Annotated in this window: 19 protein-coding genes; 7 read left to right on the plus strand and 12 right to left on the minus strand. The window is 46.7% G+C overall.

Going from position 1 to position 22758, the window contains the following annotated elements; translation table 11 throughout:
* Nucleotides 1–92: 92 nt before the first annotated feature.
* From GJU82_RS01340 to GJU82_RS01365, 6 genes are all read right to left on the minus strand, one after another.
* Complete coding sequence (locus GJU82_RS01340; RefSeq protein WP_153630502.1) at nucleotides 93–1169, minus strand: glycosyltransferase family protein; 1077 nt, start codon at nucleotides 1167–1169, stop codon at nucleotides 93–95.
* Nucleotides 1166–2017: a UDP-2,3-diacylglucosamine diphosphatase gene (locus tag GJU82_RS01345; RefSeq protein ID WP_153630503.1), complete on the minus strand. Its 852-nt coding sequence runs from the start codon at nucleotides 2015–2017 to the stop codon at nucleotides 1166–1168. The genes GJU82_RS01340 and GJU82_RS01345 overlap by 4 nt, the downstream gene beginning before the upstream one ends.
* Before the next feature lie 1346 nt (nucleotides 2018–3363).
* Nucleotides 3364–4356 carry a flotillin-like protein FloA gene (gene floA, locus GJU82_RS01350; protein ID WP_153630504.1) on the minus strand — a complete coding sequence of 331 codons (993 nt, stop codon included), beginning with the start codon at nucleotides 4354–4356 and terminating at the stop codon, nucleotides 3364–3366.
* Nucleotides 4353–4832 (minus strand): NfeD family protein, encoded by a 480-nt coding sequence (locus GJU82_RS01355; RefSeq protein ID WP_153630505.1) that lies wholly within the window; start codon nucleotides 4830–4832, stop codon nucleotides 4353–4355. The genes floA and GJU82_RS01355 overlap by 4 nt, the downstream gene beginning before the upstream one ends.
* 36 nt (nucleotides 4833–4868) lie before the next feature.
* The gene (locus GJU82_RS01360; RefSeq protein WP_153630506.1) at nucleotides 4869–5144 is read right to left on the minus strand and encodes an ATP-dependent Clp protease adaptor ClpS; all 276 of its coding nucleotides are present in this window, start codon (nucleotides 5142–5144) and stop codon (nucleotides 4869–4871) included.
* Nucleotides 5145–5252: 108 nt separating this feature from the next.
* Nucleotides 5253–6773, minus strand: coding sequence for an SPOR domain-containing protein (locus tag GJU82_RS01365; protein ID WP_153630507.1), 1521 nt, complete (start codon nucleotides 6771–6773; stop codon nucleotides 5253–5255).
* 179 nt (nucleotides 6774–6952) lie between these two features.
* Here GJU82_RS01365 and bcp point away from each other — a divergent pair, with 179 nt between their 5' ends.
* From bcp to GJU82_RS01400, 7 genes are all read left to right on the plus strand, one after another.
* Nucleotides 6953–7417, plus strand: coding sequence for a thioredoxin-dependent thiol peroxidase (gene bcp / locus GJU82_RS01370; protein ID WP_153630508.1), 465 nt, complete (start codon nucleotides 6953–6955; stop codon nucleotides 7415–7417).
* A 21-nt stretch (nucleotides 7418–7438) separates the two neighbouring features.
* Nucleotides 7439–8461 (plus strand): recombinase RecA, encoded by a 1023-nt coding sequence (gene recA, locus GJU82_RS01375; protein WP_153630509.1) that lies wholly within the window; start codon nucleotides 7439–7441, stop codon nucleotides 8459–8461.
* A 105-nt stretch (nucleotides 8462–8566) separates the two neighbouring features.
* Nucleotides 8567–10990 (plus strand): bifunctional aspartate kinase/homoserine dehydrogenase I, encoded by a 2424-nt coding sequence (thrA, locus tag GJU82_RS01380; protein ID WP_153630510.1) that lies wholly within the window; start codon nucleotides 8567–8569, stop codon nucleotides 10988–10990.
* A 33-nt stretch (nucleotides 10991–11023) separates the two neighbouring features.
* Nucleotides 11024–12235, plus strand: coding sequence for a cofactor-independent phosphoglycerate mutase (locus tag GJU82_RS01385; protein WP_153630511.1), 1212 nt, complete (start codon nucleotides 11024–11026; stop codon nucleotides 12233–12235).
* Nucleotides 12236–12239: 4 nt separating this feature from the next.
* Entirely contained in the window at nucleotides 12240–13541 is a 1302-nt protein-coding gene (gene thrC / locus GJU82_RS01390; RefSeq protein WP_153630512.1) for a threonine synthase, read from the plus strand.
* A 206-nt stretch (nucleotides 13542–13747) separates the two neighbouring features.
* On the plus strand, nucleotides 13748–14449 hold the full coding sequence (locus GJU82_RS01395) for a NigD-like C-terminal domain-containing protein (protein WP_194830932.1): 702 nt from the start codon (nucleotides 13748–13750) through the stop codon (nucleotides 14447–14449).
* Between the two features lie 445 nt (nucleotides 14450–14894).
* Nucleotides 14895–16994 carry a S9 family peptidase gene (locus GJU82_RS01400; RefSeq protein ID WP_153630514.1) on the plus strand — a complete coding sequence of 700 codons (2100 nt, stop codon included), beginning with the start codon at nucleotides 14895–14897 and terminating at the stop codon, nucleotides 16992–16994.
* 675 nt (nucleotides 16995–17669) lie between these two features.
* Here GJU82_RS01400 and rsxA read toward each other — a convergent pair.
* The 6 genes from rsxA to GJU82_RS01425 are packed head-to-tail and all read right to left on the minus strand — an operon-like array spanning nucleotide 17670 to nucleotide 22753.
* Complete coding sequence (rsxA, locus tag GJU82_RS17135) at nucleotides 17670–18242, minus strand: electron transport complex subunit RsxA (RefSeq protein WP_194830933.1); 573 nt, start codon at nucleotides 18240–18242, stop codon at nucleotides 17670–17672.
* 6 nt (nucleotides 18243–18248) lie between these two features.
* Nucleotides 18249–18824 carry an RnfABCDGE type electron transport complex subunit E gene (locus GJU82_RS17140; protein WP_228488520.1) on the minus strand — a complete coding sequence of 192 codons (576 nt, stop codon included), beginning with the start codon at nucleotides 18822–18824 and terminating at the stop codon, nucleotides 18249–18251.
* 5 nt (nucleotides 18825–18829) lie between these two features.
* Nucleotides 18830–19477: an RnfABCDGE type electron transport complex subunit G gene (locus GJU82_RS01410; protein ID WP_228488521.1), complete on the minus strand. Its 648-nt coding sequence runs from the start codon at nucleotides 19475–19477 to the stop codon at nucleotides 18830–18832.
* Nucleotides 19474–20454, minus strand: a complete 981-nt coding sequence (locus GJU82_RS01415) for an RnfABCDGE type electron transport complex subunit D (protein WP_153630515.1) — start codon at nucleotides 20452–20454, stop codon at nucleotides 19474–19476. Before GJU82_RS01415 ends, GJU82_RS01410 begins: the two co-directional genes overlap by 4 nt.
* Before the next feature lie 39 nt (nucleotides 20455–20493).
* Nucleotides 20494–21831: an electron transport complex subunit RsxC gene (gene rsxC, locus GJU82_RS01420; RefSeq protein WP_194830935.1), complete on the minus strand. Its 1338-nt coding sequence runs from the start codon at nucleotides 21829–21831 to the stop codon at nucleotides 20494–20496.
* Between the two features lie 34 nt (nucleotides 21832–21865).
* A complete protein-coding gene (locus GJU82_RS01425) occupies nucleotides 21866–22753 on the minus strand; it encodes a Fe-S cluster domain-containing protein (RefSeq protein ID WP_153630516.1) in 888 nt (295 codons plus the stop codon).
* Nucleotides 22754–22758 lie beyond the last annotated feature (5 nt).

Below are 22758 nucleotides of genomic sequence, written 5' to 3' on the forward strand. Positions count from 1 at the left end.
AGTGAGATTCCGGGCAGCTTTTGTACGGGAAAATGGATTACTGTTATTTGATAAGGAGGGACTCTGTGTGTTGCTTGTCTCAATTCAGCCGGTTAGTCAGTTGTTTCATATTCGGGTATGTTGGTGCGATAATATTCCCTGATCAGTAAATTGTTTTCGTGCTCGTTATCTTTGAGTATCCTGGCAATATGTCCTTCAAATATCTGCTTCACGATAGTTCGGGTTTGGTCGGGATAGAATACCGGAATGGGCTTGCCATCTGATAACCAGTCACCAATCTTCGGCAGATTTTTTTCTTTTAGATTTTTGATAACCGGTACTCCCATCTGTTTCAGCGCAGCTGCATTACATTGCTGTTCATATTGGCTTTTCATAGGAATTACCATCAACTTCTTGCCCAGGAATAAGGTTTCTGCCGGAGTTTCAAAACCTGCTCCGCAAAGTACGCCTGTCGATTCGGCCATGCTTTTCAGAAATGCCCCGTTCGAAACAGTACGAACGGTGATGTTTCCTTTCTGATAGGTCGACCGGGTGTGTTTAGAGAAGATCTCCCAGCGTATGTCATCAAAAAAAGAAAGCTTTTTAATCAGCTTTTTATCATCGAAAGCCGGGAGGTAAACTGTGTAGTGTCCTTTGTCATCGGTTTCTGTATCCCGCACCTGTTTCCGGATGACCGGTGTAAAAATATGCTCGTCGTAAGGAGCGAAATGAAAACTTATCTGGAAATCGGTGGGAGCATAGTTTTCTAACAGGAAAGTCGCTGCCGGGTCTTTTTTTGATGGTCGGGGCACTTGTTTGCTTAGCAGCGAAGCCTGATGGCTGAGTGAAATGCACGGTACATTTTTCCGACGGCATGCCCATGCCGAAACCGGTTCGAAATCGTTGATAACCAAGTCATAATTTTTTACCGGAAGGGTATTAATCTCCTTCATCAGGCTGGAAATATTGGCATTGCGATAAGTGCTCAGGATATCGATTCCTCCGTTTTTACCGAAGACAAAACCCAGTCCTTTTTTCCGGTATTTAACCGGATGTCCCAACTCAACTTCGGCTTGCGTTCCGCTGATCAGAATATCGAGCCGGGCATATTCTTCAATTACCGGAATAATGTCCCGTGCCCGGCTCAAATGGCCGTTTCCGGTTCCTTGTATGGCGTAGAGGACTTTCATGCTTCCGCTTGAAATTCGTTTAGCAGTACCTGGAAAAGCTCTTTCGGATCGAAATCAACCAGTTGTTCGCGTTCGTTGGGAGTGAAGCCGTCTTCTTCCACAAAATCGTCGCGGAAACTGAATATTTTCCACTCGCCATCGTCGTACTCCAGACTGGTGAGGTTTTCAATCCAATCGCCTGAATTCAGATAGGTAATGTTGCCTTGCGGGAATTCCAATTCTTTGATTTCGGGGTGGTGAATGTGCCCACAGACGATGTTTTTGTACCCTTTCTTTGCGCCCAACGATGCCGCCGTGTCTTCGAAAGAGTTGATATATTTTACGGCGCCTTTCACCGAGTTTTTCACCTTTTTAGAGAACGAAACGGGTTCAAATCCGAATTGACGGTTGATCCAGTTGACTTTAGTATTCAGCCAAATCAGGGTATCGTAACCAATCGCTCCGAGTTTGGCCAGCCATTTGGAATATTGCATCACTACATCGAATACATCGCCATGGAAAAACCAGCTGCGGTTGCCGTCCAAGTCGAGTTCCAGCTGATTTACAATCTTCAGCTTCCCGATTTTTAGTCCGCTGAAGCGGCGGAACATTTCATCGTGGTTTCCGGTAATGTAATAAATGTTGGTGCGTTTGGATGCCATTCCCAGCAGGTGTTTAATTACTTTCAGGTGTGATTTTGGGAAATAGCGTTTCCTGAATTGCCAGATGTCGATGATGTCACCGTTCAGAATTAAGGTTTTGGGACGAATGCTTTTCAGGTATTTCAGCAATTCGGTGGCGTGGCTTCCGGCGGTTCCAAGATGAATATCTGATAGAACCACCAGATCAATTTTTCTTTGTTTAGTCATACGTTTTAATCAAAATTGGCATATGGCAATTAAGTCATGTTCAATGTCTTGCATGTTAAGCTGAAATGATGGTATGATGAATAAAACGGAAGGTTATTGTTAGTGGAATACTACCAGTCATATGATTGTAGTATGGACTTAATTTGTGCATAACAATAGCGTACAGGGTTTACTGTTGAAAGACAATTGTGGAAGAAACCGGCGTTAAGCAGGTAATATATCTGGGCGGCATTAGTAACGGCCAAAAACTTTCGAAACATCTTCGTTCCGGGGGAAAATTACCTCAGAAGTGAAGGCAAAAAAAGGATAGATGCCATCTATCCTTTTCCAACCTAACTAAACTAACTAATCCATAAAACGAATTCCAAACCTGTGTTTGAAAATCGCTGCAAATATATATTGAAAAACATAATTTGTATGTTAAGTGTGCCTTAAAAAATGAAGACAAAGTCAAAATATTTTTCATCGGCATAAGCTTCGTCTTTGTTTGAAATTAGTATCGGCAGGTGGTGTGAGGCGATGGTCACCTGCGAACTGAATTGTGGATTTGGATGGCAGCAATTTTTAGGCATAAAAAAAAGGATAGACGGGCATCTATCCTTTCCAACCTAACTAAATCAATAAAACTAACTAAATCCAAACCTATGAATAAAAATCTATTACAAATATATGCTGAAAAACATGTTTCTGTGTTAAGTCATTTTTAAAAGAAGATTAAATCGATAATAAGTCATACCAATATCGGATTTGATTATGCCGGGAATTCAAACGCTGTTTACGATTCAAAATGCATTGGGGGAATTCCCGAATCTTAGGCATAAAAAAAAGGATAGACGGGCATCTATCCTTTCCAACCTAACTAAACCAATAAAACTAACTAAATCCAAACCTATGAATAAAAATCTATTACAAATATATGCTGAAAAACATGTTTGTGTGTTAAGCTACTTTTAAAAGAATTTTAAAAAGATGATCTTTTTGGTATGGCTGTTTTTAATTGTCCTTTTATTTTTTTGTCGGTCATATTACGTCATTTTACACCTGTCAATCTTTCTGCTGACTTGGTTGTATGTCAGATTTTTGTCAATAAAAAAAAGGATAGACGGGCATCTATCCTTTTCCAACCTAACTAAAACTAACTAAACCAATAAAAACTAACTAAATCCAAACCTATGAATAAAAATCACATGACAAATGTATGTTTTAAAACACTTGTTTTCATTAAGACAATGTTAAAAATATTTCGCAAACGATTGCAGGGGCAATTTTTGGGGGAGTGGGGAAAGCAAAAAAGGAACGAATAATCGATCGTTCCTTTTCCTTTTGAAATAATGAGTGGTCTTAATCTATTCCGATTGATTGCTGGTGGATGATGAACCACTTTCATCTTTTGCAATCGAATCGCGCATGGCTGTGTCAGCACCGATGTTTTGGTACTTCATGTAGTCCATAATGCCAAGGTTACCATTTTTGAAGGCTTCAGAAATGGCCAGCGGTACCTGTGCTTCGGCTTCAATCACCTTGGCACGCGCTTCCTGGGCCTTGGCTTTCATTTCCTGCTCAAGGGCGACAGCCATTGCACGGCGTTCCTCTGCTTTTGCCTGAGCGATATTTTTATCCGCTTCGGCCTGGTCCATTTGCAATACCGCACCAATGTTTTTACCAATGTCAATATCGGCGATATCGATGGACAGAATCTCGAAAGCAGTACCAGCGTCCAACCCTTTTTCCAACACAACGCGTGAGATAGAATCCGGATTTTCCAATACTTCTTTGTGTGAGAATGATGAACCGATTGACGATACAATACCTTCACCAACACGGGCCAGAACGGTTTCTTCACCGGCTCCACCCACCAGCTGTTTGATGTTGGCCCTTACGGTTACACGGGCTTTAGAGATCAGCTGAATACCATCTTTTGATACGGCTGTTACTGGTGGTGTGTCAATAACCTTTGGATTTACTGACATTTGAACTGCCTGAAAAACATCCCGGCCAGCGAGGTCAATGGCTGTCGCCATATTAAAGGTAAGTTCGATATTGGCTTTTTCAGCCGAAACCAGTGCGTGCACCACATTTTCAACATGCCCACCGGCAAGGTAGTGCGCTTCAAGTAAATCACGTTTGATTCCTCCCAATCCTGCTTTATGCGCTTCAATCATCGCCCGGGTAATCACACCCGGAGGAACTTTACGGAAGCGCATCAGGAATAGTTGCATCAACGAGATTCTTACCCCTGATACGATGGCTGAAAACCAAAGTCCAATCGGTATAAAATAAAGGAAGATAATCAGCAGGACGACTATCCCGACAATTATTCCTACAGTACCTGGAATCATAACTTTTCTTTTTTTATGGGTTTAACGATTATTTGATTCTTAAAAACTTTTACAATTTCAACTTCAGTACCGGCATCCAACATGGGGCCGGTTGATTTACCCTCCATCACCTGTCTGTCAAATTCAACCTTTCCGACAGGACCAAGCCGGGTAACTGTAACTCCTTTGTCTCCTACATGGAAACGGGTATCCTCAACCAGGTTTGTTTTTCCGATAATGGTTGATTTCAGTGACATACTATCTCCGATTTTCCCTTTAAGAAGCTTAAATATCAGGATGGGAACAACAATGATAATGAAAAGCACTGTCCCGATTCCAGTGGCTACACCATAGTTGTCAAACGCGAGGTAGATGCTGTAACCAAAGAGTACCATACCTCCGATTCCGGCAATGGTGATTCCGGGGATCACGGCAAATTCAAGAAGTAATAAAACGATTCCCAGAAAAATAAGAAGCAGTATGGTCAGGATAGTCATTTGTGTATGAAAGTGGGTGAATAAATAGTTTATGCCTTATTTAATTGTTGCTTTCAGGCTTCTGCCTGCAAGGGCTTGACGCATTGGCCGCAGAAATTCCATGGAGCCTTGCTTGATGTCGCACTTCCCCTTGAAATGGATGAGATAAGTACATTGCGTGGCCTGTTGCGCATTGTGATGACAAACATCCATTAACGCATCGATAACATAATCGAATGAATGAAAATCATCATTATGAAGAAACAACGAATATCTCTTCTCCTTGTCGACCTCTTCCGTTAAACTGTGTTGTTTTTTCTTCTGTGTTTCCATGTGAAATCGTTGTTTTACATGCTGAACCTTTCTCCGGTTATTCTCCACTAAAATTAGTAACAATTTCCAAATTTCACGAAAAGAAAGAACATTGGTTAAGAAAAACATTTATTTACCCTTCTGAATTTTCAATGCTTCACTTACTTTAATCCTTTCCCCGTTCTTGTATGCAACCACAAATGCGTCACTGGCACCTTCCTGCCGAAGTTGTTTTTTCAGATTGACGGCTGCATGATAATCGCGGAGTTTACCAACGGTATAGACAACAATTCCTTTATCGTCGGTATAATGGTCGATCTTCCTGAATTTGGAAAGTTTATCGTACAAGCGTTGTACGTAAGGCGGTAAACCTTTGCTAAATGAACCGATCTGAACGCGATACTCAATTTTGTCAGCTGGTGGCGTTACAACCGGCTTTCTTGCGACAGGTTTGGGCTTGGCTGCCGGAGCTTGTTGTTCGGCGGCCAAGGCTTCTTCCCGCTCTTTAATATGCTGTTCCTGCTTTTCCTTAAGTGCAGTCGCAAATTGCTCAATTTCATTATCCGGCTGACTATTCCAATATTGTTGTTCTGCATGTCGGGCCTGACGGAAATAATCTTCTCTTTCTCTCATTAATTTGTAGGAGAGCTGTTCTGCCTGAAGGATTTTTTGTGACAGTTCGGCATTATTCTTCGGATCCTGCCCTTCATATTCTTTCCGCAGATGATGAGTTGCAGCTGCCAGTGAGTCCTGCCGTATGCTGGCAATCCAGCCTTTTGCAAAAATGGATTTTCCGTCTTGTGTACGGAAGTCTTCCAGTTCATGGTATTTAATCCGGCTGTTTACCCGGAAGTTGAACCATGCATTATCGAGGCCTGCCGGCGGAGAGGACATCTTCTTTTGAACAGGGGCAGGCATTGTATCTTCAGAGGAATCCTCTCCGGAATTGATCTTCTCGGTAGCAAATAAATGAGGATATCTTTCTTTCTGTTCTGCTGTTACTTCAGATACCGGTACGTTGGGACTATTCATATTACCAGGTATTGCCGATTGCGTGTCGTCTGTCGAAAATAACTCCGGATGATGTTTTTTCTGTTCCGCAGTTAATGCGATGAATGATTCATATAATGGCTTTTCCTGATCCTGGACCGGCTTAACCGTATCTTTTGGTGTTTTTTTATCAGCAGTGGCTGCTTTAAATGGATTGATTTTCCGGGAACATAAATCCATGTATTCCCGTAATCCCAATCGTTTTAAATCCTTGTTCCGCCCATAATCGGCAAAACGCTGATAGTATTTCGTGGCTAAATCCCAATCCGATTCAGCGTGGAAACATTTTCCCAGGTAGAAGTATACATCCGAAGGTACCCGGCCAAGAGAGGCAGTCAGCAACGCTTTCCAGGCATCGGGGCCGTAGTGCTCCGTTTCTACCATGGAAACTCCATAGTAGTAATTGAGTCCTTCATCTTCGGGATACATTTTGACAAGCTCTTTGTAGAGTGGCAGCGCATCCTTATAATTCTGGGCGTGAAAATAATTCGTGGCCTTAGCCTCCATATCCCTTTCCTTTTGTGCCGATACATTAAATGGCAACAGAAAGAGCAAAATTAGTGTAAGGAAAATGTTTAAAATCCGGTGCTTTGGTTTCATGTTTTTTCTCTTTGGGAGTGAAAAGCTCATTTTGATTGATGTCCGTGAGTTAAAAATACAAATTTTGGGTTATTTCCCGCTAACGCGGTCATCAATTTGAACACCACTTTTAATAATCTGTTTTATGTGGTGATCCTATTTTAAAGTATATTTGTAATAATCAGTCTAAATTTATGGTTATGAAAGAACTAAACGAAGGAGATAAAGCTCCTGATTTTAAAGGTAAAAACCAAGAAGGTAAAACTATTTCGCTCGATGATTTCAAAGGGAAGAAGTTAATTCTGTATTTTTACCCGAAAGATAATACACCGGGATGCACTGCCGAAGCCTGCGACCTGAACGATAACTACGATTACTGGATTTCAAAAGGATATGAAGTAGTTGGAGTCAGTCCCGACTCCGAAGAATCGCACCGGAAATTTATCGATAAGTACGGATTGAAGTTCAATTTAATTTCCGATCCGGAAAAAGATCTCCTCCAGGCATATGGGGCCTGGGGTGAAAAGAAATTGTACGGTAAGACTTACATGGGAGTGTTGCGTACCACATTTGTTATTAATGAAGAAGGAATTATTGAGAAAATTTTCCGGAAAGTGAAAACCAAGGAACACACAACACAAATAGCCGGAGAACTCAACCTCTGAAACTAAATTACGCTTAATTATATGGCTAAAGAAGAACAGCAGAATGTAAACAAAGAAAAGCTGAAAGCACTTCAGCTGACAATGGACAAAATTGAGAAGAGTTACGGAAAAGGCTCTATCATGCGCATGGGCGACCGTCCGCACGTGGATGTCCCGGCAATTCCTTCAGGCTCTATCTCACTTGATGTGGCTTTGGGTGTTGGTGGATTTCCCAAAGGCCGTGTTATCGAAATATACGGACCGGAATCGTCGGGTAAAACCACGCTGGCCATTCATGCCATTGCCGAAGTACAAAAGCAGGGAGGCATTGCTGCCATTATTGATGCGGAACACGCGTTCGACCCGTTTTATGCCCGTAAACTGGGCGTTGATATTGATGAGTTGCTGATTTCGCAGCCCGATAATGGTGAACAGGCATTGGAAATTACCGATAACCTCATTCGTTCCGGAGCAATTGACCTGGTTGTGATTGACTCGGTTGCCGCCTTGACCCCGAAAGCGGAAATTGAAGGCGAAATGGGTGACGCACGTGTCGGTTTGCAAGCCCGCCTGATGTCGCAGGCATTGCGTAAGCTGACTGGTAACATCAGCCGCACCAAAACCTGCTGTATCTTTATTAACCAGTTGCGCGAAAAAATCGGGGTGATGTTCGGTAACCCGGAAACAACCACCGGTGGTAATGCCCTGAAATTTTATGCTTCTGTTCGTCTTGATATCCGCCGCATCGGTCAGATTAAAGATGGCGAAGAGGTACAGGGAAACCATACGCGCGTGAAGGTTGTGAAAAATAAAGTCGCCCCGCCTTTCCGCAAAGCGGAATTCGACATCATGTATGGCGAAGGAATTTCGAAAACAGGTGAAATTATTGACCTGGGAGTTGATTTGAACATCATTAAGAAGAGTGGTTCCTGGTTCAGTTATGGTGAAACAAAACTCGGACAGGGCCGCGAAGGCGTGAAAAACCTATTGAAAGATAACCCGGAGTTGGCGGAAGAACTGGAAGCAAAAATTCTGGAAGCCATTACTTCCCCGGTCAAGCAATAAATTTTTCTTAAGAAATACATGTGATTCTGAACCGGGGAAATCCCGGTTCAGAATTTTTTTAACCTTTGTGCAAGTGAATTGCTGATAATTCATAATATTTTGCCCATGAAGATTTTGAAATTCGGAGGAACATCAGTCGGATCGCATGAAAATGTAAGAAGGATTGACGAAATAGTTAAAGGACAAAATACCCCTGTCATCGTGGTGGTATCGGCACTGAGCGGCATTACGGATACCTTGCTGCTGACTGCCCGGACAACAGCCGAAGGCGGAGAATTTACAACAGGTTTATCAGCCATTCGAACGCGGCACGAAGAGATGGCCGGACAACTTTTTGCCGGCGGGCAATTGAACGGCGTGACGGCCCAATTGCATCCTTATTTCGAAGAGCTGGAGAAAATTTTTCAGGGTGTTTCACTGATTTATGAACTCACGCCGAAAACCCTCGATAAAATTGTTGGCTTTGGTGAACGAATGTCCTCACTGCTGATTAGTGAGTTTTTGAAGGCAGAACTGATTGACAGCGCGGCAGTCATTAAAACGGATGAAAATTTTGGCCGTGCGTATGTCGATTTGGACAAAACCTATCAATTAATAGCCGAACGCTGCAGTAACCTGAAAGGGGTGGCTGTGGCTCCGGGCTTCATTTCGTCTTCATCAAATGGCGTGATGACCACGCTCGGACGTGGAGGCTCCGATTATACGGCGGCGTTGTTTGCTGCAGCGCTTGATGCCGAAAAGCTGGAAATATGGACTGACGTGGATGGTTTTATGACAGCCGATCCGCGCGTTATCAGCAAGGCATATCCTATTCCGTCGCTAACCTATTCGGAGGCAATGGAATTATCGCACTTTGGTGCGAAGGTGATTTACCCGCCCACGATCTTGCCCGTTTACAAAAAAGGCATTCCGGTCCAGATAAAAAATACCATGGCCCCCAATGCCGAAGGGACGCTCATCGGGTTGGAGGAGACGAATTGGAAAGATCGGCCCATCAAAGGAATTTCGTCCATGTCGGGTATTACCCTGATTACCGTTCAGGGCCTCGGGATGATTGGCGTAACCGGAATATCGGCCCGGATTTTCGGCGTGCTGGCGCGAAAAGAAATCAATGTGATACTCATCTCGCAGGCTTCATCCGAGAACTCCATCAGCTTTGCAGTGGATTCGGTTTCTGCAGAGGTGGCGCGTGAAGGTATTGAAGATGAATTTGCTGCGGAAATAGCTTCCGGGCGTATCAATAAAATAACGATCGAAGAGAACCTCTCAATTGTGGCGATTGTCGGCGAGCACATGAAACATTCGGCCGGTATTGCCGGAAAACTTTTCCATACCATCGGGAAAAACGGGATCAACGTAGTCGCCATTGCGCAGGGGGCCTCCGAACAAAATATTTCGTGGGTCGTGAAACATTCCGATTTACGAAAAACATTGAATGTGGTCCATGAATCGTTCTTCCTGTCACCTTATATCGAACTGAATATCTTCCTGGTCGGAATCGGCACCGTTGGCCGCGACTTGTTGAAACAGATAGAGCGGCAGCAACCCCGTTTGACGCGGGAGCACCGTTTGAAAATAAAACTGGCCGGCGTAGCAAATTCACGCAAAATGTATTTCAACCGCGACGGTATCCAGGTACGCGAAGTAGACAACCTGCTGAAGTCTTCGGACGAGAAGTCGAATATGTCGGCTTTTTGCCGGAAGATGATTGATTTGAACATGTTTAACTCCGTATTTGTCGATTGCACGGCTAGTGCCGAAATAGCGGGGCATTACCATCATATTCTCGATAACTTTATCTCGGTAGTGGCGGCAAACAAGGTCGCGGCTTCTTCGTCTTTCAGCCGGTATAAAAAACTGAAAGATACGGCCAGTAAAAAAGGTGTGAAATTCCTGTTCGAAACGAACGTTGGAGCTGGATTACCATTGATTTCCACTATTAATGACCTGCAACGTTCGGGTGACCGTATCCAGCGTATCGAAGCGGTTCTTTCCGGGACATTGAACTTCATTTTCAATACGCTAAGCGAAGAAATTCCGTTGAGCATGGCTATCCGAATGGCGAAGGACAAAGGGTATGCGGAACCCGATCCGCGTGTCGATTTAAGCGGTATCGATGTGGTACGTAAGCTGGTTATCCTTGCCCGTGAATCCGGGTACGAAATCGAGAAAGAAGACGTGAAAATAGAACCATTCATCCCGCAAAAATACTTTGATGGAACGCTGGACGAATTCTGGGAAACGATCAACGAAATGGATGAAGAATTTGAGCAACGCCGGAAGGAATTGGTTGCTAATAACCAACGCTGGCGCTTTGTTGGTAAATTCGAAAATCGCCAGGCCGAAGTGGCTTTGCGCGTAGTGGATGCCCGCCATCCGTTCTTCGACCTCGAAGGCAGTAACAACATTGTATTGCTCACCAGCGAGCGGTACAACGAGTTTCCGATGCTAATCAAAGGATACGGAGCAGGCGCTGCTGTAACAGCAGCCGGCGTATTTGCCGATTTGATCAAGGTTTCGAATATATAATGAATGTGGAATTGAAAATAGATTAGAAAGACAATGAAATATATAGTAATCCTTGGAGACGGAATGGCTGATTTGCCCGAGCCATCAAAAGGAAACCTAACCCCGCTGATGGCAGCCAATACGCCGCATTTGGACAAGCTGGCGGCAATGGGGAAGAGCGGGTTGTTCAAAACCATTCCCGAGTCGTTGCACCCGGGAAGTGAAGTGGCCAATATGGCGGTGCTGGGTTACGATGTGGAAGCTGTTTTTGAAGGCCGTGGCGTGTTGGAAGCTGCCAGCATGGGCGTGGAACTGCAACCCGGCGATTTAGCCATGCGCTGTAACCTGGTGTGCGTGGAGGGAGATATCCTGAAAAACCATTCAGCCGGACATATCGGGACCGAAGAAGGTGCAGAACTGATTGCTTATCTGAACGAGAAGCTGGGAACTGAAATTATACGTTTCTATCCGGGCGTGTCGTACCGTCATCTGCTGGTTATTAAAGGCGGCAATAAAATGGTGAAATGTGTTCCTCCCCACGATGTGCCTGAAAAGCCTTTTGCCGGTTTGTTGCCTGAAGCGTTATCGCCGGAAGGCAAAGAAACAGCGGAGTTGATTCGTCAGTTGATTCTGGGTTCACAAAAAATACTGGCCGATCATCCGGTTAACCGGAAAAGGAGAGAGGCCGGAAAAGATCCGGCGACTTCCGTGTGGCCGTGGTCACCCGGTTACAAACCGAAGATGCAGACGTTGCAGGAAATGTATGGCCTTGGGCCTGCTGCCGTGATTTCGGCGGTCGATCTCATCCAGGGCATTGGCGTGTATGCCGGCATGGATGTGATCAAGGTGGAAGGCGCCACGGGTTTATATGATACGAATTACGAAGGGAAGGCGCAGGCCACCATCGACGCGTTGCGCGATCACGATTTTGTGTACCTTCACATCGAAGCAAGTGACGAAGCGGGCCATGAAGGTGATTACGATTTGAAAGTAAAAACCATTGAATATCTCGATAACCGCGTGGTCCGTTATCTGTTGGAGGAAACGGCCAAAATGGACGAGCCGGTAGCGCTGTCGTTATTGCCCGATCATCCTACGCCGTGGAAAATCCGGACACACACCCGCGATGCCATCCCTTTTGTTATTTACCGGCCGGGAGAAACGCCCGATGATGTGACCGGATACACCGAACAAGCTGCAGCGAAAGGCGCGTACGGCACGGTGGAAGGTAACCAGTTTATGAAAAAATTTCTCGGAACCGAATAAACCCATGAAATATTACAGTACCAATAACGAAGCGCCTAACGTTGATTTACGCACGGCCGTAACCGAAGGCCTGGCTCCCGACCGTGGGTTGTATATGCCCGAACGCATCGTCCCGTTGCCGGAATGGTTTTTCAAAGAGATGGAATCGTTCACTTTCCGTGAAATTGCATTCGAAGTAGCGAAGCATCTCTTTGGCGAGGACATTCCGGAAGAAGATTTACAGGAGATTGTCTTCGATACGCTCTCGTTCGATGCGCCGTTGGTGCATGTGCGCGATTCCATTTATTCGCTTGAACTTTTTCATGGCCCGACGCTTGCGTTCAAAGATGTTGGCGCCCGGTTCATGGCCCGTCTCCTCGGCTATTTCCTGTCGCAGCAAAAGGGAAAGGTAAATGTGCTGGTGGCCACTTCGGGCGATACCGGAAGCGCTGTAGCCAACGGCTTTTTTAACGTACCCGGAATTCATGTTTACGTACTGTACCCGAAAGGGAAGGTGAGCGAAATTCAGGAGAAACAGTTCACCACACTGGGGCATAACATTACCGCGCTGGAAATTGACGGAACGTTCGACGACTGTCAGCGGCTGGTGAAATTGGCGTTTACGGATGCCGACCTGAAGAAGCAGCTCACGCTTACTTCGGCTAACTCCATCAACGTGGCGCGTTTTCTGCCGCAGGCATTTTATTATTTCAATGCCTGGGCCCATCTTCCCGAGAAGGATAAGAAAGTGGTATTCTCGGTACCGAGCGGCAACTTCGGGAACCTCACCGCCGGCTTATTTGCCAAACGAATGGGGCTTCCGGTGCACCGTTTTATTGCGGCCAATAACCGGAATGATGTGGTTTTTGAATACCTGAAAACAGGAGCGTTCAAGCCGCGGCCATCGGTGGCAACCATTGCCAATGCCATGGATGTCGGCGATCCGAGCAACTTTGTCCGCATTCTCGATTTGTACCAGAATGATGTGGAAGCCATCCGCAAAGATATATCCGGGACACGATATACCGATGACGAGATTCGCGAAACGCTGGGCCGCGTTTACAAGCAGACGGGCTACCTGCTCGATCCGCATGGGACCACCGGTTACCAGTCGCTGGAAGATAATCTTCTTCCCGGCGAGGCCGGTATTTTCCTGGAAACAGCCCACCCGGCCAAGTTCACTGAAACAGTGGAAGGCGTGATTGGCAAAGGCAATGTGCCGATGCCCGAAAGGTTGGAGAATTTCCTGCGCAACGAACATATGATTGATTCACTCAACGCGTCGTTCGATTCATTCAAAGCTTTCTTGCTGGAGCACGCGGAATAGAAATTCAACGTGATTTAAACGTCGGTGAACTTGCCATTACAATGATCGGTTCACCGGATGAGAAGGGTGAAAGAACTATTCGTGGCAATGATTTGCACAACCACTTAATTGATCTCCTGAATTAACACTACGGAACGCAACCTTTGACACGATTTTTGCCGTCATCTTTATACCAACTGAACTATTAAAGAGAGAAAGGTATGGTTATGAGAAAGGTGCTATTATTGCTGTTAGGTGCGTCGTTTCTCGCTGTTGTAACAACATCCTGCGATTTAGATGACGACGGAAAATATTCTGTGGGCGACTTCATCGTCAGCCTGGGCGTTGTACAGAAACAGAGTCCGGATGTTAACTCGTATGTCATCCAACTGGACAACGGCGATTCCTTTGTCCCGATGGCTACATCGGTTCCCTATTTCAATGTTTATGACAATCAGCGGGTATGGGTGAACTTCAATCCTTTGGATGATAAAACCAATAGCGATGGTTCGCTTACCTATTACGGAAAAGTGAACGATGTAAGGGAAATCCTCTACAAAAACATTGCAAATGCTTCTGAAGTCGATGCCGACAGCATGGGCTACGACCCGGTGGATATGAAAGACATTTGGATGTCGCAGGATAGTATCCTGAACCTGGAGATTTCCTTTTACACGGCTGGTTCAACGCACTACATCAACCTGGTGAACGATGAAACCGGAGATGGGGTAACGCAACCCTACATGCTCGATTTGAAGCACAATGCCCGCGGCGATGAGCAGGTTTACCGGACTTCGGGCATCGTCAGCTTCAAGCTGGGGACCCTGAAGGCTGCTGCCAATGATTCAATTAATTTCATTGTCCGTTATACCAACTATGACGGTCAGACCGTGCAGGAGCCGGTTATGATATACCACTACGGGACCTGAGCAGGGATAATTCATAGGCAGAAAGTCAAAAGAGGGTGTCCGAAAAGTACAAAGAGCATTTTCAGAACTATCAAATTGTAAGTACAGCTTTAGTTATTTACCCCTAAATCCCCTGAAGGGGACTTTAAGCCTCACCTTTAGGGGAGTCCCGATGTCCATCGGGAGGAGGGGTAAATCCAAGATTGCTTTCAATTTGAAAGTAAACACTTTTCCAATTCAACTTTTAGGACACCCTCTTTTGTTTTGCCCTTTCTTGACCGAATGATTATTCCGGTTAAATTTGTGTCAAATCAGAAAATTGTTGTACAATGAAACGAACATGAACTTTTTTAATCAAAAGTTCGCCAAAGGCAATGATTAAAAAAATTCATGTGAGAGCGAAGCGGTTCCATACGTTCTCAAATTTAGAATTAAATTATGGACCATAATTATAAATTTTAAACGGATGAAAAAACTGGCTCTTTTTACACTTCCGCTGTTAATGGTTAGCCTGATGGCCTGCACCACTGCCACGAAAGCGCCGAAAGTGGAGAAAAAGAATTTCGTGCCCGAGGTCCCCAAGCTGACCTCCGACATTATGACTCCCGAAGTGCTCTGGTCGTTTGGCCGAATGAGCGGGGCGGAAGTTTCGCCCGATGGAAAATCGGTGGTATATGCTGTAACCTATTTCAATATTCCGGAAAATAAATCCTACCGCGATTTGTATTCGGTTTCCACCGATGGGGGAACCCCGGTACAACTGACCGACACACCGGAAAAAGAGTTCAATCCCCAATGGCGTCCTGACGGCAAGAAGATTGGTTACCTCTCTTCCAAATCCGGAAGCGTGCAATTATGGGAAATGAATCCCGACGGTTCCGGTCAGCACCAGGTTTCGCATATTGATGGGGGTATTATCGGGTTCAAATATGCGCCTGCCCAGGACCGGATTCTCTACATCAAAGCAGTGAAGCTTGACAAGAGTGTGCATGATCTTTTTCCTGACCTTCCGAAAGCAAACGCCCGTCTCGAAACTGACCTGATGTATGTGCATTGGGACCAGTGGCATGATTACACCTACCAGCATGTTTTCGTGACTGACTACAACGAGAATAATGTGGTAGCCGGAACCGATATCATGAAAGGCGGGCGCTTCGATACGCCGATGAAACCGTTTGGCGGCATCGAGCAGGTTAATTTCTCGCCTGACGGGGAAAAGATTGCCTATACCTGCAAAAAGAAAGTGGGCCGCGCTTACGCGCTTTCCACCAATTCCGATATCTATCTGTATGATATCGCTAACGGTGAAACCATCAACTATACCAAAGGGATGATGGGCTACGACATCAACCCGGTTTTCTCGCCTGACGGCAAAAAGCTGGCGTGGGAAAGCATGGAGCGTGACGGTTACGAATCGGATAAAAACCGCCTCTTCATTGCTGATTTGGCGACCGGCGACAAGAAGGATTATTCGAAGGATTTTGACCAAAATGTCCACGGCCTGGTTTGGTCTGCCGATAGCAAAACGATTTATTTCATTTCCGATATCCACGCTACCGACGAAATGTACTCGCTGGATGTAGCTGCTGACAGTATTCACCGGATTACAGACGGGGTGCACAACTACCAGGGTGTGATGACCGCCGGCAATAAGCTCATCGGACAGCGTGTTTCCATGTCGCATCCGGCTGATCTGTACAGTGTGAACCCGGCTGATGGAAAAGCGATGCAGATTACTGCTATCAACAAAAAATACCTCGACCAGCTTACTTTCGGTAAGGTGGAAAAACGTTGGGTGAAAACGGTCGATAACAAAAAGGAACTGGTGTGGGTGATTTATCCGCCGCATTTCGATCCGAACAAGAAATATCCGACGTTGCTGTATTGCGAAGGTGGACCGCAGAGTACGGTTAGCCAGTTCTGGTCGTACCGCTGGAACTTCCAGATGATGGCTGCCAACGATTACATCATCGTTGCCCCGAACCGCCGCGGACTGCCCGGTTTCGGTACCAGGTGGAACGAGGAAATTTCGGGCGATTACGGCGGCCTGGCGATGGACGATTACATGTCGGCTATTAAAGCCGTGGCGAAAGAGCCTTACGTAGATAATAACCGACTGGGAGCAGTAGGCGCCAGTTTTGGCGGTTACTCGGTTTACTACCTGGCCGGACATAACAATGGCTATTTCAAAGCCTTCATCGCCCACGATGGTATCTTCAACTTCGAAGCAATGTACACTACCACCGAGGAGATATGGTTTGTAAACTGGGATTTGGGCGGTTCGTACTGGGACTTCAAAAACCCGGTAGCGATGAAGTCATACGCCAGGTTCTCGCCGCATAAATACGTCCAGAACTGGGATGCCCCGATTCTGGTCATTCACGGTGGAAAAGACTATCGTATTCCTTACACGCAGGGCGAAGCAGCCTTTAACGCAGCACGCTTGCGCGGAATTCCGGCAGAGTTCCTGTACTTCCCCGAAGAAAGTCACTGGGTATTGCAGGCACAGGATGGTATCCTGTGGCAACGGGTCTTCTTCAACTGGCTCGATAAATACCTGAAATAAGGATTTTTTCCTGGCACGATATGAAAGGCTGCCCCGGTTGAGGTGGCCTTTTTTGTTCGTATGTCACCTGGTTGCTCCTTCTTTCATCAGCCTCTAAAAGTCTCCTTTAGGGTTTCGGCCTCCGGGAAGTTGTCGACAGAAATCGGCAGCTCAACCGGCCCTCAGGAATGTTGCCGACAGAAATCGGCGGCTCAACCTACCCCAGGATAGCACGAAAACTTTTGTCGGCGGCTTTCCCTACCCCAGGATAGCACGAAAACTTTTGTCGGCGGCTTTCCCTACCCCAGGGTAGCACGAAAACTTTTGTCGGCAGCATTCCCTACCCCAGGGTAGCACGAAAACTTTTGTCGGCGTTGAGAAAAAGGCTGAAAGCCTGAAAGCCCACAGCCCGGGGGAAGGAATCCGCGGCGCATGTCGGGATGACGCCACCCCGGGTTAGGTTCATGGACAGAGAAAGGGACCCGATATTTTATTGACAAATAATTGCGAAAAAAAGAAGAATTGTCAATATAAATGTATTGAGGAAACCTAATTGTCTCAATACGATTGTTGACAGAGGGTGGTTAAAAATAAGTTTGGATTCATTAATTTTCTCCTCATTGTAACAGAACAACAAAGCTGCCCCAACATCCATCGGGGCAGCTTTTGTATATCGAATTCGTACGAAATTTCGGCTTAAACGATTCCGGAGAATCCCATGAAGGCCATCGCCAGGATACCGGCGGTAATCAGCGCAATAGGCGTTCCTTTCAAACCTTTCGGTACATTCATCAGGTCGAGGTGCTCGCGCAATCCGGCGAAAATCACCAGCGCCAGTCCAAAACCGATAGCGGTAGAGATGGCATAAACCACACCTTCTATCAGGTTAAAGTCTTTCTGAACGGTCAGAATGGCTACACCCAGAATGGCACAGTTGGTGGTAATCAACGGGAGGAAAACGCCCAGCGCCTGGTAAAGTGCCGGACTGACCTTTTTCAGGATGATTTCGACCAGCTGGACCAGTGCGGCAATCACCAGGATGAACGAAATGGTTTGCAGGTATTCTACGTGCAACGGATTCAGAATATTATATTGAATCAAATAGGTCACGATGGTTGCCAGTGTCATCACAAAGGCAACGGCCCCGGCCATACCGATGGCGGTTGACGTCTTTTTCGAAACACCGAGGAACGGGCAGATTCCGAGGAACTGTGCCAGTACGATGTTATTGACAAAAATGGCCGATATGATAATGATAATGTATTGCATAACTTATCAGGCTTTTTTGAGTTTATTGATGATGGCAATCAGGTAACCCAGCGCGATGAAGGCTCCGGGGGCCAGGATGAAAATCAGGCTACCGTAATGTTCCGGATAGATGGTCAATCCGAAAATTTTGCCGCTGCCGAGGAACTCACGAACGGTCCCTAACAACGTCAGGGCAAAGGTGAAACCGAGCCCCATGCCCAATCCGTCGATGATGGAAGACCAAACTGTGTTTTTCGATGCAAAAGCTTCGGCACGTCCCAATACGATACAGTTGACCACGATGAGCGGGATGAACAACCCGAGGCTTTCATACAACGACGGCAGGTAAGCCTGCATGGTCAGCTGGACAATGGTCACGAAGGTAGCGATGATAACGATGAAACTCGGGATACGAACTTTATCCGGGATGCCGCTTTTTACCAGTGATACCACAAAGTTGGCCATCACCAGCACAAAGGTGGTGGCCAGTCCCATGCCCATCCCGTTGATAGCAGATGAGGTGACCCCCAGTGTGGGGCACATTCCCAGCAGGAGTACAAATACCGGGTTCTCTTTCAGTAAACCTTTAGTAAAGTTTTTCATCTGATTCATGAGTTACCTCCTTTCGTTTGAGCTTTGTTTTTGGTTGTCGTCGGACCGCTCGTCCCATCCGATTCATTTTTCCAGGTATTGTAGGCCCTGCGTACAGCATCCAGAAATGCACGTGATGAAATGGTGGCCGCTGTAATGGCATCGATATCTCCACCGTCTTTCGACACGTGGAAATTAACCTTGCCGGGATTTTTCCCGATGATATCCTGTTTCGGTTTATCCTTGTTCCGGAACCATTGGCCCATTTTGGAACCCAAGCCCGGTGTTTCCTGGTGTTGCAGTACTTCGTATCCGGAAATGGTGCCGTCGGGTTTAAAGCCGACCATGACGGTAAAGTGACCAGAGAAACCTTTGTTGGTATACGTTTTAACGGCGGTTCCAACTTCGTTGCCTTGTGCATCGTACGCCGGGAATAATTCCAGGCTGTCGGGCCCGTCTTTCGGAAGTACCATCACACTTTTGCCCAGCTTGTCGAAGTTGGGAAGTACAGAGGCAATCGCTTTTTCCTGTGCCCTGGCATTGGCATTCTTGATGGCATCACGGGTCAGTTCGTTCACCAGGCCAAGCGAGGCGGACGCGATGAAGGTAACAGCAAACAGCGTTACCAGCATATTGATGAAGTTCGATTCTCTTTTAGCCATCATGCAACCCTCCCAAATCTAGTCGGTTTGACATAGGCGTTAATCAACGGGGTGAAGGCGTTCATGATAAGAATCGCGAACGAAATACCCTCGGGGTACGCCCCGAAGTTTCGGATAAGTACCGTGATGATTCCGATACCGATGCCGAAAATCAGTTTTCCCATATGCGTCATTGGCGAGCTGACCATATCAGTTGCCATGAAAATAGCTCCCAGCATGGCACCACCGGTAAACAGGTGAAACATCGGGTCCATGAAACGTTCCGGATTGGCTAACCACAGAATGCCTTCGAAAATGAAGATGGTTCCCAAAACGGCAACGGGGGTATGCCAGCTGATGATTTTCTTCCACAGCATGTAAACACCACCCAACAGCAATGCTACCGCGGAAATTTCACCCAACGAACCGCTCATATTTCCCCAGAACAGATCGAAATGACTGGGAAGTTGGGAAGTGATTTGGGGAATGGTCTCACCATTTTTCAGTCCTTCTTTCAGAAGCCCGAGAGGAGTTGCACCTGAGAAACCGTCAGCGACAACCTTGTTGGCTGTCCAGGTGGTCATCTGGACCGGGAAGGAGATGAGCAGGAACACGCGCCCTACCAATGCGGGGTTGAACGGGTTTTGTCCCAGTCCACCGAATGACATTTTTCCAACGCCAATGGCAACCAATGCTCCCAGAACAATGAGCCATACCGGCAATCCCACCGGTACGTTAAAGGCCAGCAAAATCCCGGTAACGATAGCGGAACCATCGTCGACCGTGGGCCTGACCTTCATGATATACTTTTGAATTACATATTCGAAGAATACACTCGCCGCTACGGCAGTGAGTGTCACCTTTACGCTGTCCCAGCCGAAAAACATAACCGACATGGCAAAGGCCGGTAACATGGCCAGTACCACTCCGTACATGATTTTCCGTATGGACTCATCACCCTTTATGTGCGGGGAAGGTGATACGGTTAGCAGTTTATTCATCGGTATTTTTGCTGTTTGTTTTGTCTGATTAATATTCGATTAGTTCTGTGATTTCCTTGCCCGGATGAGTTTGCTTACCGTTCCTTTTCCCAACCGGATGTAATCCAGCAACGGTCGGTTGGACGGGCAGGTGAACGAACAGGAGCCGCATTCGATGCAATCCATTACATGACGGTCTTCGCTGCGTTCCCACAGTTTCTTTTCCGACATGGTCATGAGCAGGTAGGGTTCGAGTCCCATCGGACAAACCGTCACACATTTGCCACACCGGATACAAGGTTCCACCTCGTTCCGCTTTGCTTCTTCGTCGCGGATGAGGAGAATACCGGATGTTCCTTTTGTCACCGGAACTTCCAGCGTGGTGATGGCGCGTCCCATCATCGGGCCGCCGCTAATCACTTTCCCGGTATCTTCGGGCATGCCACCGGCGGCTTCCACCAAATCGGTAACAGGCGTCCCGATACGGACCATTAGGTTCGACGGTTCCTTGACCGATTTTCCGGTAACGGTAACCACCCGCTCGACCAGGGGTTTATTTTTCATCACTGCTTCGTAAACGGCGAAGGCTGTACCTACGTTATTCACTACCGCACCAACGGCAATCGGCAATGCCCCTGACGGGACTTCCTTGCCGGTAACGGCTTTGATTAACTGCTTCTCACCACCCTGTGGATATTTTACTTTCAGCGGTTGAACGGAGATTTCCGGTTCGTTGGCCGTGAGATCCTGCATGCGGGTAATTGCATCGGGTTTGTTGTTTTCGATACCAATTACTGCCTTATTCACGCCCAGCGATTTCATCAGCAGCTTGGTCCCGGCAATAATTTCGGCGCCTTTTTCCAGCATCAAGCGGTGGTCGGAGGTGAGGTAAGGTTCACATTCCACACCGTTGATGAGCAATACCTCGGCTGTCATTCCCGGAGGCGGGCTCAGTTTCACGTGCGTGGGGAAAGTCGCTCCACCCAAACCGACGATCCCGGCTGCCAGAATTTTTGCATTGATCTCCTTCGCATTCAGATGGGTTTCTTTAATCAGTGTATCGGAAGTATCTATCCCTTGTTCCCATTCATCACCTGCTACATCGATGATGATTGCTTTTTTCCTGTATCCCGAAGAATCCATCACATCATCAATCTTCTTCACTTTCCCGGAAACGGATGAATGGATATTGGTGGATACAAATCCCGAACTTTGCGCGATTACCGTACCGACTTTGACTTCGTCGCCGCGTTTAACCACTACGGTGGCGGGAGCGCCGATATGTTGAGCAACGGGAATACTGACGGTTGTGGGGAGGGGCAGCTTTTCGATGGCTTTGCCGGCCGACAATTTATTTTCTGCCGGGTGAACACCTCCCATTTTGAATGTCTTTAACACGTTGACCTCCAGTTTATCGTTAATTATTCGTTTATCAGGCTTTATCTGTTGTATCGGAGCCGGCTGATGTCGGCTCGGCTACCTGCCCGGTTTTGATTTTCCTTGGCGGAAAATTCACTTCAATGATGGAGCCGGTAGGACAAACAGGGACACATTTGCGGCAAAGTTTACACTTGTCCGAATCGATGAAGGCCAGGTTGTTTTCCATGGTAATGGCATCGAACGGGCACACTTTGAAACATTTGTTACAACCGATACAAGCCACTTCACATGATTTTTTCGCTGCCGCTCCTTTGTCCTCATTGCGGCAGGCCACGTAAATCTTGCGGTCCTTCGGCATCTTCTTGCGAAGCTCGAACAAGTCTTTCGGACAGGCATCGACGCAGGCGCCACAAGCGGTACATTTTTCATCGTCTACTTCCGGCAGGCCGGTTGCGGGATTCATGTGCAAGGCATCGAAATCGCAGACATCCACACAATCACCGTAACCAAGGCAACCGAAAGCACATCCGGTTTCGCCGCTGTAAAGCGCAGAAGCGGAAGCACAGGATTTTGCTCCGTCGAATGCGTTGGTTTTCGGACGATGATCGCAGGTCCCGTTACAACGAAGAACAGCTACTTTGGGTGCTTTCTGCACCGCTTCCAATCCGAGAATACCGGCAATTTCCTTCATGCAATCGTTTCCACCCACGGGGCAGAAAAGGTCGCTCAGTTCGTTTTCGGCTACACAAGCTTCGGCGAAAGCACGACAACCGGCATATCCACATCCACCACAATTGGCGCCTGGAAGCGCCTCCTCGATCTGGTCGATACGCGGATCTTCGTGAACCATGAATTTTTGTGATACATAGTACAGGATGATCGCAGCGATGATCCCGATGGCGCTGAGAACAACAACAGTATAGATCAGTGTAATGCTCATTTTAT

Source organism: Prolixibacter sp. SD074 (genome assembly GCF_009617895.1).
Lineage (GTDB): Bacteria > Bacteroidota > Bacteroidia > Bacteroidales > Prolixibacteraceae > Prolixibacter.

Excerpts from the sequence above, each read along its gene's own strand:
- GJU82_RS01340 (WP_153630502.1), bottom strand. The coding sequence starts at position 1,169 with ATGAAAGTCCTCTACGCCATACAAGGAACCGGAAACGGCCATTTGAGC.
- GJU82_RS01345 (WP_153630503.1), bottom strand. The coding sequence starts at position 2,017 with ATGACTAAACAAAGAAAAATTGATCTGGTGGTTCTATCAGATATTCAT.
- floA (WP_153630504.1), bottom strand. The coding sequence starts at position 4,356 with ATGATTCCAGGTACTGTAGGAATAATTGTCGGGATAGTCGTCCTGCTG.
- GJU82_RS01355 (WP_153630505.1), bottom strand. The coding sequence starts at position 4,832 with ATGACTATCCTGACCATACTGCTTCTTATTTTTCTGGGAATCGTTTTA.
- GJU82_RS01360 (WP_153630506.1), bottom strand. The coding sequence starts at position 5,144 with ATGGAAACACAGAAGAAAAAACAACACAGTTTAACGGAAGAGGTCGAC.
- GJU82_RS01365 (WP_153630507.1), bottom strand. The coding sequence starts at position 6,773 with ATGAAACCAAAGCACCGGATTTTAAACATTTTCCTTACACTAATTTTG.
- bcp (WP_153630508.1), top strand. The coding sequence starts at position 6,953 with ATGAAAGAACTAAACGAAGGAGATAAAGCTCCTGATTTTAAAGGTAAA.
- recA (WP_153630509.1), top strand. The coding sequence starts at position 7,439 with ATGGCTAAAGAAGAACAGCAGAATGTAAACAAAGAAAAGCTGAAAGCA.
- thrA (WP_153630510.1), top strand. The coding sequence starts at position 8,567 with ATGAAGATTTTGAAATTCGGAGGAACATCAGTCGGATCGCATGAAAAT.
- GJU82_RS01385 (WP_153630511.1), top strand. The coding sequence starts at position 11,024 with ATGAAATATATAGTAATCCTTGGAGACGGAATGGCTGATTTGCCCGAG.
- thrC (WP_153630512.1), top strand. The coding sequence starts at position 12,240 with ATGAAATATTACAGTACCAATAACGAAGCGCCTAACGTTGATTTACGC.
- GJU82_RS01395 (WP_194830932.1), top strand. The coding sequence starts at position 13,748 with ATGAGAAAGGTGCTATTATTGCTGTTAGGTGCGTCGTTTCTCGCTGTT.
- GJU82_RS01400 (WP_153630514.1), top strand. The coding sequence starts at position 14,895 with ATGAAAAAACTGGCTCTTTTTACACTTCCGCTGTTAATGGTTAGCCTG.
- rsxA (WP_194830933.1), bottom strand. The coding sequence starts at position 18,242 with ATGCAATACATTATCATTATCATATCGGCCATTTTTGTCAATAACATC.
- GJU82_RS17140 (WP_228488520.1), bottom strand. The coding sequence starts at position 18,824 with ATGAAAAACTTTACTAAAGGTTTACTGAAAGAGAACCCGGTATTTGTA.
- GJU82_RS01410 (WP_228488521.1), bottom strand. The coding sequence starts at position 19,477 with ATGATGGCTAAAAGAGAATCGAACTTCATCAATATGCTGGTAACGCTG.
- GJU82_RS01415 (WP_153630515.1), bottom strand. The coding sequence starts at position 20,454 with ATGAATAAACTGCTAACCGTATCACCTTCCCCGCACATAAAGGGTGAT.
- GJU82_RS01425 (WP_153630516.1), bottom strand. The coding sequence starts at position 22,753 with ATGAGCATTACACTGATCTATACTGTTGTTGTTCTCAGCGCCATCGGG.